Origin of the sequence: Isoalcanivorax indicus, assembly GCF_003259185.1 — a bacterium.
In the GTDB taxonomy this organism is placed as follows: domain Bacteria; phylum Pseudomonadota; class Gammaproteobacteria; order Pseudomonadales; family Alcanivoracaceae; genus Isoalcanivorax; species Isoalcanivorax indicus.
The window spans coordinates 1,390,776-1,402,046 of record NZ_QGMP01000001.1; the positions used below are offsets into that span (position 1 = coordinate 1,390,776).

Genomic DNA, 11,271 nt, shown 5'->3' on the forward strand with positions numbered 1-11,271 from the left:
CACCAGCCCGGCGGCCTGTGTCAGGCCAGTGCTTTCTCGCCAGCTTCCAGGGTCTGGTAGATCAGCGTGTTGATGGTCATGGGCCCCACGCCACCCGGTACCGGGGTCCAGGCGCTGACGCGGTCTTTCAAGGGTTCCAGCTCGATATCGCCGACGCCGCCGGGGTGATACCCGGCATCCACCACCACGGCGCCCTCCTTGATCCAGTCGGCCTTGATGAATTCGGGCTTGCCCACCGCCCCGACGACCACGTCGGCGCGGCGGATATGCTCGGCCAGGTCCTGCGTGCGAGAGTGGCAAATGGTCACGGTGGCGTTGGCGCCGAGCATCATCATGGCCATGGGCTTGCCCAGGATCGGGCTGCGGCCCACGACCACCGCATGCTTGCCGGCCAGTTCGACACCGTAATGCTCCAGCAGGCGCATGATGCCCTTCGGCGTGGCGCAGCCGTAGGCGGCTTCGCCCATGCTCATGCGGCCGAAGCCCAGGCACGTGACGCCGTCCACGTCCTTCTCCAGGGCGATGGCATCAAAACAGGCACGCTCGTCGATCTGGGCGGGCACCGGGTGCTGCAGCAGGATGCCATGCACGTCCGGGTTGGCGTTCAGTTCGGCAATCTGGTCCAGCAGCTGCGCTGTGGTGGTGCTCTCCGGCAGCTCAATGGCCCGGGAGGCCATGCCGACGCGCTGGCAGGCGTTGCCCTTCATGCGCACATAGGTGGCCGAGGCCGGGTCAGCACCCACCAGCAGGGTGGCCAGAATCGGTGTGCGACCGTTGGCACGGGTGCGTAGTGCCTCGACACGCTCGCGCATATCGGCTTCGAATTTTGCCGCCAGGGCCTTGCCGTCAAGAACCAGCGCAGTCATGGATGTCAGCTCTCCAGAGTCGGGGTGTGCGGGGTGGTCAGGGCGCGCATTCTCGCATGGATGGACAGGGGAGGCCACGCGCAGATCGCGGGCTTGCGGTGCAGTCTGTCGGGGCATGCTGTATATTATCTGCGCGATCAGGCGAAGGTCGGGGGAAAACAAGGGTTTATCCGTTGACGCTCCCGAGGGCTATGCGTATTATGCCGCCTCGCTCGAGTCGCACCGTCGGGGTGTAGCGCAGCCTGGTAGCGCGCCTGCTTTGGGAGCAGGATGTCGGGGGTTCAAATCCCTCCTCCCCGACCACATGATGCGCCTGTAGCTCAATTGGATAGAGCAACGGCCTTCTAAGCCGTAGGTTGCAGGTTCGAGCCCTGCCAGGCGTGCCAATTTCCGAGGAAGTGGTACGGCGCAGGACATCGAGACAGTTTCACAGTGTCGATTCACAGTGTTAATGGTGGCTGTAGCTCAGTTGGTAGAGCCCTGGATTGTGACTCCAGTGGTCGTGGGTTCAAGTCCCATCAGCCACCCCATCTACCGCACAGAAACGGCGCCCTGGTAACAGGGCGCCGTTTCTGTTTGGGCGCCTGTTTTATATACAGATCGCTTTAAAGTTGCCCGGCAGGTCGTTGTTGCATATAGGCAAATGCGAAATTCTTCCTGTGCGCAATGAGTACTGGTCGGAAGAAACTCCTACCCCTCCTGTGATTTGATGCACCAAAAGAAGCGCTTGGTGCGCCATAAATCCCGTGGGGGGAGTATGAACGATCTGTTGAAGGCCTCATTGCTGGCCATTGCACTGTGTGTATCGGTGCTGCCGGGCCTGGTTGTCGGGGGTGATATGACCCGCGACCGCATCAAGGGCCTGGATGAGCAGGTACAGGACATCAAACAGGATGTGCTGGCCATCTCGACCGAACTGCTGCAACTGGAAGAAACCCTGATCTTCCCCTCCAGCACCCAGGTTTCCCTGTTTGTTTCTCTGGCAGAAGGCAGCCGTATCCAGCTGGATGCGATGGATGTCCGGCTCAACGGCCAGGACGTGACCCACCATGTGTACACCCACCGGGAAGTCGAGGCACTGCGTCGGGGTGGGGTGCAGCGTATCTACACCGGCAACCTGCGCAGCGGCGAGCAGGAACTGGAAGTGACCGTGCGTGGGCCTGACGGCCTTCACGAGCGAGCCAGCCACCGCTTCAGCAAGGGTGCCGGGCCGGCCCTGGTCGAAGTCGTTCTCTCGGGCGGTAGCGCCCCCGTCCACTTTATAGACCGCTGATTCATGCCGAGCCGCTACCTGCTTCTGCTTCTGGCGATGGGTGCCGTGACCACCGTGCAGGGCGCCGAGACGCGCCTTGCTGGCGGCGATCGGGACCTGTTCCTGGGCGAAGCGTTCTACCACGCCGGGCAGGAACACTTCTTCGATGCCATATCGCGGCTCGATGCCGAGTTGCTGCAATACCAGCGGGTGGACGAGCGCGACCGCGATCCGCTGCATATCCACGCGGGGCTGGCGCATTTCTCGGTCGGGGATTTCGAGCTGTCCTACCGGATGCACAACAAGGCAGGGCGGGCCATCGCGGCGGTGCTGGAAGGCAACGTGCGCCAGTCGGTGCGCAATGAAGCGGCCTATCGTCTGGCGCGCATCTATTACGAGAAGGGCGACCACGACAACGCCCTGAGCACGATCGAGCGCATTGATGGTGCGCTGCCCGAGCGGGTGCGCGACGACGAGCGTTTGCTGCGGGCCCAGATCTACATCGTCAACGGGCGCCATGCCGAGGCCGTCGACGTGTTGCGGCGCCTGGAGCGGGTCCCCGGGTACGAAGGCTTTGCCGGTTACAACATGGGCGTGGCATTGATTCAGCAGGGCGACGAACGCCGGGGGCTGGCGCAGCTGGATCGCGCCGGGCAAATTCGGGTGCGCGGCAATGATGCCGCTGCGCTGGCGATTCGCGACAAGGCCAATCTGGTGCTCGGTTTTCACCTGTTGCAGGGCGAGCGACCGGAAGACGCGGCGCAGTATCTGAACCGCGTGCGCCTCGAGGGGCCTTTCTCGAACCGGGCATTGCTTGGTTCCGGCTGGTCCGGTGTGGCGCAGGAGCGCTTTGATCGCGCCCTGGTGCCCTGGAGCATCCTGTACAAGCGCAATCCCACGGACAAGGCCGTGCAGGAAAGCCTGCTTGGTGTGCCGTATGCCTACGCCAACCTGGAGATGCACGGGCGCGCGGCGCTGCTTTACGGCGAAGCCCTGGAGGCATTCGATCGCGAGCTGGAGCGTCTGCATGCCTCGATTCACAGCATTCGTGAGGGGCACTTCTTTCGCGCCATGGTGCGCGAGGAAATTCGTCTGGACAGCAACTGGCTGGTACGCCTGCGCGAGCTGCCGGAGAGCCCGGAAACCTGGTATCTGATGGAGTTGATGGCGTCCAACGACTTCCAGACGTTGCTGAAGAATTACCTGGACCTGGAAGACATGCGTCAGCGTCAGGCGGCCTGGTTGACGGACCTGGATGCCTATGAAGACATGATTGCCCTGCGGCGCGGCTATTATGCGCCGCTGCTGCCGGGCATTGACGAACGCTTTCGGGTGCTTGATTCGATGATCCGGCTGCGTATGGAGCAGCGCCAGAGCCTGAATGACCGCTTGCAGCGGCTGTTGGTGGCGCCGGATCCGGGCATGCTGATGACCGCCGAAGAGCGTTTGCTGTTGCAGCAGCTGGATCGCATGGAGGCCGAATACGCGCAGGACCACAGCGCAGTGGGTGATGAGGCAAGACGGCGGCTGGCGCGTTTGCGGGGCCGCGTGCTGTGGGATATCGAAACCGGCTATCAGCAGCGTTTGACGGAAGCATTCGACAATCTGCGCGAGCTGGATCAGCACGTGCGGCGTCTGGATGAGATTTATGCCGCGTACGTGCGCACGCGCCAGGCCGCCACGCAGAGTTATCAGGGTTACGACGATCGCATCCGTCTGGCGCGTTCGCGTATCCGCCAGGACCAGGATCGCGTTGCGCAGTTGATGAAGGGCATGGAACACATGCTCGAGCGCATGGCGATCACGGAACTGGAAGCACGCCGTGACCGGCTGGAGCAGTATCGGGTACGGGCACGCTTTGCCATGGCGGAAAGCTACGACCGGGCCGTGAAAGCGCAGCAGCAGGCGCTGATCGGTGAGGGGGCGCCATGATGGTGATGCCCCGGAGACTGCGCTCGCTGGTCAGGCTGTGGCCCCTGGTCCTGATCCTGGGGCTCAGCGGCTGTGCGTCCATGTCCGAGCGCGGCACCCTGGCACAATTGCAGCGCGTATCCCTGGATCTGGAAGACGCCCGCATCGAAGGTGGCATCGAGCGGGCGATGCAAAGCTATCAGCGTTTTCTTGAAGAAACGCCGGAGTCGGCCATGACCCCGGAGGCATTGCGCCGCCTTGCGGATCTGAAGCTCGAGCGCGAGTACGGGGTGCTGGAAGTGCCATCGCCCGCCGAGCGACCAGCTGTGTCGCGCGGTACGACATCCGCGCCGGCGGCACTGGCGCGCCCGGCCCAGGCTGAGCGGGTGGCTGGCCGGCAGATGTCTGACGACGAATCCTCTGAGGCCCAGGAATCCCTGGCTGATTTCGAGTCGCGCGCCACGCAGATGGACATGACGGCGCAGGCGAGTTCGTTCGAACACGAAGATGAACTGGCCAATCGGGGCGCTGAAGAGGCGATTGCCCTGTATCAGCAGCTGCTGGAGCAGTATCCCTATTACGAGCGTAACGACCAGGTGCTGTACCAGATGACCCGGGCCTACGATGAGCTGGGGCGCACGGAAGAGGCCGTGGCCGTGATGGATCGCATTGTGGCTCAGTACCCACGCTCCCGGGTGATTGATGAAGTGCAGTTCCGGCGGGGTGAGTTTTTCTTTACCCGGAACCGTTTTCTGGACGCGGAAGACGCTTACCAGGCGGTGGTACGGCAGGGTTCGACCTCGTTCTATTACGAGATGGCCCGTTACAAGCTGGGCTGGACCTTCTACAAACAGGACATGCTCGAAGAGGGGCTGGATCAGTTTGTCGCCCTGCTGGACTACAAATTGCAGACCGGCTACGACTTCGATAATCCGGGCAGTACGGTGGAGCAGCAGCGTCTGGATGACACGCACCGCGTCATCAGCCTGAGCTTCTCGGCCCTGGGTGGCCCCGAGACGATCGTGGAGTACTTCGAGCAGCGTGGGGCACGTCGTTACGAAGTGGATATCTATCGCAATCTGGGTGAGCACTACCTGGAAACACGACGCTACTCCGACGCGGCGTCGGCCTACAAGACGTTCGTCGATCTGAATCCCTTCCATCGCCTGTCACCGCATTTCGACATGCGCGTGATCGAGATCTACAAGCAGGGTGGCTTCCCGATCCTGGTGATCGAAGCCAACAAGGATTTTGCCAACAGCTATGGGCTGAAGTCCGAGTACTGGACCCATTTCGATGTCGAGGCCTTCCCCGATGTGCTGGCGCTGCTGAAGGACAACCTCCAGGAACTGGCCAATTACTATCATGCGCTGTATCAGAACCCGCAGTTCTCCAGCGACAGGGCGGAAAACTTCCGCGAAGCCCAGCACTGGTATCGCGAGTTCCTCACGTCTTTCCCGCGTGAGGATGAGTCACCTGTCATGAACTACCAGTTTGCGGACCTGCTGCTGGAAAATCGCTCCTACGGTGAGGCCGCGCGTGAGTATGAACGCACCGCTTATGACTATCCGCAGCATGAGCAGGCCGCTGCCGCCGGTTACGCCGCGGTATACGCACACCGTCAGCACCTTCAGGACCTTCAGGAAGAAGAGTCCATCAAACGCGACGTGATCCGCAGCTCCCTGCGTTTTGCCGAGACCTTCCCGACGCATGACAGCGCATCGCTGGTGATGGGCGCGGCGCTGGAAGACATCTTTGCCATGAACGATCACGCCTTTGCGGTGACGACCGGCCACAAGATGCTGGACATGTTCCCGGAAGCGCCGGCAGAAGAACGTCGGGCTGCCTGGCTGGTCGTCGCGCACTCGTCCTATGAACTGGCTCGCTATCCGGAAGCAGAGACGGCCTACCTGAGCGTGTTGGCCTTGACCGACGACGGTGATGACAGCCGAGCCGAGTTGGTGGAGAACCTCGCTGCCTCGATCTACCGCCAGGGTGATCTGGCCAGTGAAGCGGGAGAGCATCGTCAGGCGGCTGACCACTACCTGCGCCTCGGGCACGCCGCGCCGAACTCGCGTTTGCGTCCGGCCGCCGAATACGACGCCGCCCAGGCATTGATGGCGCTGGAAGCCTGGGACGATGCCATCGAGGTGCTGACCGCCTTCCGTCGTCACTACCCGCAGCATCGCCTGCAACCGGATATCACCAAGAATCTGGCCCATGTGTATGGCGAGGCAGGGCAGCTGTCCCTGGCGGCCCGCGAGTATGAGCGCATCGAGCGCGAGAGCGATAATGAGGACATTCGTCGAGAGGCCCTGAAGGTGGCGGCAGATCTCTACGAGCAGGTTGATGAGGACGACGAAGCGATCCGTGTCTACCGTCGCTTCATCAGCCACTTCCCGCAGCCATTGGGTCCGGTGGTGGAGATGCATCACAAGGTGGCGTTGTTGTTGCAGGCGCGCGGTGACACCAATGCCCAGCATGCCGAGCTGCGACAGATCGTGGCGCTGGACAATCGCGCGGGCGAGCAGCGGGATAACCGTATGCGTTACCTCGCGGGGCATGCCGCGCTGACCCTGGCTGAGCCGGGCTTCAAGGATTATGTCGCGATTCGTCTGACGCAGCCCTTCGAGCGCACGCTGGTGCAGAAGCGCAACACCATGCGCGAGCTCAGCCAGACGTTTACCGCGCTGGTGAATTATGAGGTGGGTGAGGTTACTGCTGCGGCCACCTGGTATGTCGCCGAAATCTACTACGAGTTCAGCCGGGCATTGATGGACTCCGAGCGGCCTGCGGGCATGGATGAGCTGGAAATGGAGCAGTATGAAGAGTTGCTCGACGAGCAGGCCTACCCGTTCGAGGAGCGCGCCATTGGTATTCATCAGCAGAACATTGCATTGATTGATCGCGGCATCTTCAACCGTTGGGTGGATCGCAGCGTCACTCGTCTGGCTGATATTGTGCCGGGGCGCTATGCACGCTTCGAGGAGAGCAGCGGCTTCATTGCTGGCATTCGCAATGTCAGCTACGAGAGTCTGACACACCCGAGTCTGCCGGAACCGGAACAGGAGCCCGAGGAAGAACCTGCGGCTGTTGAGCAGATTTCTGCCGACGAAGATGCTCAGGAGATCGAGCTGGCGGGAGGTGCCCGATGATGCGCGCGTGGCTTTCCAGGCAATGCCTGTGCTGGGGCATGGCGTTGTGTCTGCTCGGAATCTCCGGCTGCGCGGCGCTGTCTCCCGGTGGTCGATCCGGCAGCCTGTCCGATCGTGACGTGGAGACCTTCCAGCGCGCCATGGCCCTGCTGCAGGCCGAGGATTACCACGCGGGCATCGCGCTGCTCACTGGCATCACGGACAACACGCGCGCCAGTGCCATCCCCTTCATCAATCTGGCCATGGCCTACAGCCGCATTGACGAGCTGGACAAGGCGGAAGAGAGCCTGAAGGTGGCGCTGGAGATCGAGCCGCGCAACCCCGTGGCTCACAACGAATATGGCTTGCTGCTGCGCCGGCAAGGTCGTTTCGAGGAAGCGCGCCAGGTGTACCAGAACATCCTTCAGCGATACCCGGACTTTGCGCTGGCGCGCAAGAATCTGGGTGTCCTGTGCGACATCTATCTGCGTGATTACGAATGTGCGCTCAAGGCCTATCAGGCCTACAGCGCGGTGGCACCCGATGATGAGGAAGTACGTATCTGGATCGCTGATCTCGAGTGGCGTGTGGAGGGAACATGACGCGACGTTATCTGATGCTTTGGTCTTGCCTGTTGCTGGCCGTGTCACCGGTTCAGGGCAGTGATGCTGACGGCGACATCAAGGAAATTTCAGGCATGTCGGTGATGGGCAACGAAGATGCCCCGAAATCACTGTATATCGTGCCCTGGAAGAGTTCTGAAATTGGTATGGAAACCGATTTTACCTCCAGTCTGCTGAATGAAGACATGGTGCCGGTGGACAGGCCCGTTTTCATGCGCGAACTGGAGTTCTATCACGTAAGTATTGAGCATAGAGGGTATTGACGCATGAACACGATAATAAAGTTTTTCCAGGATGGCGGTCTCTGGATGTACCCGATCCTGGCCGTGGGGTTGGTGGGGCTGGCGTTCGCGGCGGAGCGCTTTATCAAGCTGTACCTGCTCGAGCGCGCCAATCGCCGGGCCTGGGATGCCTTGCAGCCCGTGCTCGCCAAGGGGGATTTCGACAAGGCACGGAAGATGGTGTCGCAGGACAATTCGGCCGTGGCCCAAATGCTGACCATGGGCCTGGAAGTGCAGGGCACCGTACGTCGCCGTGATGACATCGAGGTGGCCATGGAAGAGGCCATGCTGGAGATTACCCCACAGCTGGAAGCGCGCACTGTTTATATCTCGATGTGCGCCAATATCTCCACGCTGCTGGGTCTGCTGGGCACCATTATCGGTCTGATCTCTGCCTTCGAAGCCGTCGCCAATGCCAACCCGGCAGAGAAATCGGCGCTGCTGTCCAGCTCTATCGCCATGGCCATGAACACCACCGCTTTCGGTCTGATTTCCGCCATTCCGCTGCTGGTCTGCTTCAGCATGATCAGTTCACGCACCGCCGCCATTGTAGGCAGCCTGGAAATGGTATCGGTCAAGACACTGAAGCTGATCAGCACCTTTGCCAAGCGCAACTATCAGCAGACGGATGTCGCTGCCGATACGACCGTACGTGATGCTGCCACGGATGCCAGTTCCGATGCCGGTGATGACACCGATGGATTCGAGCCCGCCCCGGCGACCAACTGAGCACTGAGCTATGGCCAGAAAAGCACGCAAGAAAGCAGCAGAAACCATGGAGCTGGATGTTACCTCCTTCATGAACCTGATGGTGGTGCTGATCCCGTTTCTGCTGGCCACGGCGGTGTTCTCCCAGGTGAGTATCCAGGAACTGAACCTGCCGACGCCGGGCGCAGGGGGCGCTATCGCGGATACGCCGCCGGTGGTGATCGAAGTGGTGGTGCGCAAAGAAGCACTGGAGATCGGCGACGGCAAGACCATTCGCTATCGCCTGCCGGTGGAAGACGGTGAATATGATTTCCAGGAGCTGTCACGCACCTTGCTGGACATGAAGCTGGCGAATCCTGACAAGGAAGACATCACCGTACTGCTGGAGCCGGACATCCGCTACAACGACATGATTGCCACGATGGATGCGGTGCGACTGTATCGCGCGCCGGCCACCGAGGGCGATGACAACGGCCAGACCGGGCATGCAGACCAGTTGCTGTTTCCCGATATCGCCATAGGGGACGCGCCATGAAGAATACACGACGCTTGCGCCGGCTTGCGCGCGTGGGGCAGCGGCCCGCCGCATCACTGAGCCTGACCTCATTGATGGACATCTTCACCATCCTGCTGCTGTACCTGCTGGTGAACCAGTCGGACAACCCGGTACTGGATCCGCCCAGGGAAATCGTACTGCCCAACTCGATTGTCGAGACCAAGCCGCGGGAGACCGTGGTAGTGGCAGTGAGCCCTGATGAGGTGCTGATTCGGGGTGAGCACGTGATGTCGATGCAGGCATTGCTGGAGAGCGAAGGCAGCATTATCGAAGCCATTCGCGACCGCATGCAGTCCATTGGTGAAGGAGCATTGGGGCTGGGGGATGACGATCTTGACGGGACCGAGGTGACCATCCTCGCCGATCAGGATGTGCACTACAGCACCATGAAACGCATCATGGCCTCCTGTACTGCGGCGGGATACAACCGGATATCACTCGCGGTAAATCAGATATGACTTCCATATTGGCAGAGCGACAGCAGGCGCTGAGTGAGCAGATCGAGCGTGAAGAGTACACGCTCCGGGCGCTGCATTCAGACCTGCAAGACGTTGATGCCGCGCTGACCGAGCTGAAGCCGCAGCGCGAGCAGATCAAACTGTTGGGCGTGGTCTGTGATTCGCTGGATCAACTGAAAGCCATGGGTAGCGCGTCGCTGTTCTGGGGTGACGAGGTTACTGACGAAGAGCACGACCGCAATATTGCCCGGACACGGGAACGGGTAGAAGCGTTTGGCGGCAAAGTGGTGTCACTGGACAGCCGACGCAGCGCCTTGCTGACGGACATCGAGCAACGTCGCGGCAACCTCAGTGAGCTGCACTGGCACTTTGATGCCGTGACCGAGGAAATGGAAAACGCGCGCTTTGACTATGTGCTGGAGCGCGAGCCCGACGATGAGAAACTGTTCCGCGTCGGCGTCATGCCCTGGTCAAAGCCCGAAGACGATCAGCGCAGGCTGCGCAAGGCGCTGCTGGTGTCGCTGATGTTCATGCTGGTGATCGGCGGGGTGCCGCAGATCTGGGAAGTGCCCCAGCGTGACCCGAACGAGAAAGTGGAAATTCCCGAGCGACTGGCCCGGATGGTCCGGGAGCGGGCACCGCCCAAGCCGGTGGAAACGCCGGTGGAACGACCACAGGAACAGCGCCAGGAAGAAGCGAAACCCGAGGAGCAGCAAGTGGCGCGGGAGCGTCCCGAGCCGCGGCCTGAAGAAGTTCGCCAGGCCCGCGAGCGCGCCCAGAACCGGGGTGTGCTGGCGCACAGCAGCCTGTTTGCCGATATGGAAGACGACGCCATGTTGTCGAACCTGGGCGCCAATGCCCGCATCTCCGGTGACATGAGGGAAGGCGGTGCGCAGAGCAGCGGTGCGGAAGGTTCGCGGGCGCTGATCACGGCTTCTACACGAGGCAGTGGTGGTGCGGCGGCGCTGGCTGATGTCAGCCGGGGTGGCGTGGGGACGGGCAGCGGTGTTGCGATTGGCGACCGGGGCGTTTCCACGGGGCGTGTGCAAAGCGATGTGGCGGCCATTCAGCAGGAAGCGCGACCGCTCAGCGACGGGGTGGGGCCAAGTCGGACCGACGAGGAAATCCAGATCGTCTTCGACCGCCACAAGTCGGCACTGTACCGGCTCTACAACCGGGAACTGCGTAACAACCCGACCTTGCGCGGCAACATCATGCTGGAGCTGACGATCCAGCCGGACGGCTCCGTATCGGCCTGTCGGGTGGTGTCCTCGGACCTGGCTTCCGACACATTGGCTGAGAGCATTGTTGATCGGGTGAGCCGTTTCAATTTCGGGCCGAAGGAAGGAGTGTCGGCGGTCACCATCCGTTACCCCATCGATTTCCTGCCCGCAGGGTGAGGCAAGTCACGCTTTTTCTTGCGCGGGGCGAAGTGGTTGCGAGGGGCTTCACGGTATTGGTTTTTTTAATGTAAGAAGATAG

At 61.4% G+C, this 11,271-nt stretch carries 10 protein-coding genes and 3 tRNA genes; 12 read left to right on the forward strand and 1 reads right to left on the reverse strand.

Annotated features, from left to right (window positions below; translation table 11 throughout):
- Positions 1–20: 20 nt before the first annotated feature.
- A complete protein-coding gene (folD, locus tag DKW65_RS06425) occupies positions 21–866 on the reverse strand; it encodes a bifunctional methylenetetrahydrofolate dehydrogenase/methenyltetrahydrofolate cyclohydrolase FolD (protein WP_111656473.1) in 846 nt (281 codons plus the stop codon).
- 226 nt (positions 867–1,092) lie between these two features.
- Between folD and DKW65_RS06430 the strand changes: the two genes are divergently transcribed.
- The 12 genes from DKW65_RS06430 to DKW65_RS06485 all read left to right on the forward strand — a co-directional run bounded on the left by DKW65_RS06430 (position 1,093) and on the right by DKW65_RS06485 (position 11,189).
- Positions 1,093–1,169 (forward strand) — tRNA-Pro (locus tag DKW65_RS06430).
- A gap of 6 nt (positions 1,170–1,175) precedes the next feature.
- Positions 1,176–1,252, forward strand: a tRNA-Arg gene (locus tag DKW65_RS06435).
- Between the two features lie 68 nt (positions 1,253–1,320).
- A tRNA-His gene (locus tag DKW65_RS06440) sits at positions 1,321–1,396 on the forward strand.
- 227 nt (positions 1,397–1,623) lie between these two features.
- Positions 1,624–2,139, forward strand: a complete 516-nt coding sequence (locus tag DKW65_RS06445; RefSeq protein ID WP_111656474.1) for a hypothetical protein — start codon at positions 1,624–1,626, stop codon at positions 2,137–2,139.
- A 3-nt stretch (positions 2,140–2,142) separates the two neighbouring features.
- Positions 2,143–4,050, forward strand: coding sequence for a tetratricopeptide repeat protein (locus DKW65_RS06450; RefSeq protein WP_111656475.1), 1,908 nt, complete (start codon positions 2,143–2,145; stop codon positions 4,048–4,050).
- Positions 4,047–7,184: a tetratricopeptide repeat protein gene (locus DKW65_RS06455; RefSeq protein WP_111656476.1), complete on the forward strand. Its 3,138-nt coding sequence runs from the start codon at positions 4,047–4,049 to the stop codon at positions 7,182–7,184. The genes DKW65_RS06450 and DKW65_RS06455 overlap by 4 nt, the downstream gene beginning before the upstream one ends.
- Positions 7,181–7,765 (forward strand): tetratricopeptide repeat protein, encoded by a 585-nt coding sequence (locus DKW65_RS06460; protein ID WP_111656477.1) that lies wholly within the window; start codon positions 7,181–7,183, stop codon positions 7,763–7,765. The genes DKW65_RS06455 and DKW65_RS06460 overlap by 4 nt, the downstream gene beginning before the upstream one ends.
- Entirely contained in the window at positions 7,762–8,049 is a 288-nt protein-coding gene (locus tag DKW65_RS06465; protein WP_111656478.1) for a hypothetical protein, read from the forward strand. Before DKW65_RS06460 ends, DKW65_RS06465 begins: the two co-directional genes overlap by 4 nt.
- Positions 8,050–8,052: 3 nt before the next feature.
- Complete coding sequence (locus tag DKW65_RS06470; RefSeq protein WP_111656479.1) at positions 8,053–8,796, forward strand: MotA/TolQ/ExbB proton channel family protein; 744 nt, start codon at positions 8,053–8,055, stop codon at positions 8,794–8,796.
- A 10-nt stretch (positions 8,797–8,806) separates the two neighbouring features.
- Positions 8,807–9,310, forward strand: coding sequence for an ExbD/TolR family protein (locus DKW65_RS06475; protein WP_111656480.1), 504 nt, complete (start codon positions 8,807–8,809; stop codon positions 9,308–9,310).
- A complete protein-coding gene (locus tag DKW65_RS06480; RefSeq protein WP_111656481.1) occupies positions 9,307–9,789 on the forward strand; it encodes an ExbD/TolR family protein in 483 nt (160 codons plus the stop codon). Before DKW65_RS06475 ends, DKW65_RS06480 begins: the two co-directional genes overlap by 4 nt.
- Positions 9,786–11,189 carry an AgmX/PglI C-terminal domain-containing protein gene (locus DKW65_RS06485; RefSeq protein WP_111656482.1) on the forward strand — a complete coding sequence of 468 codons (1,404 nt, stop codon included), beginning with the start codon at positions 9,786–9,788 and terminating at the stop codon, positions 11,187–11,189. Before DKW65_RS06480 ends, DKW65_RS06485 begins: the two co-directional genes overlap by 4 nt.
- The last annotated feature ends 82 nt before the right edge of the window (positions 11,190–11,271 follow it).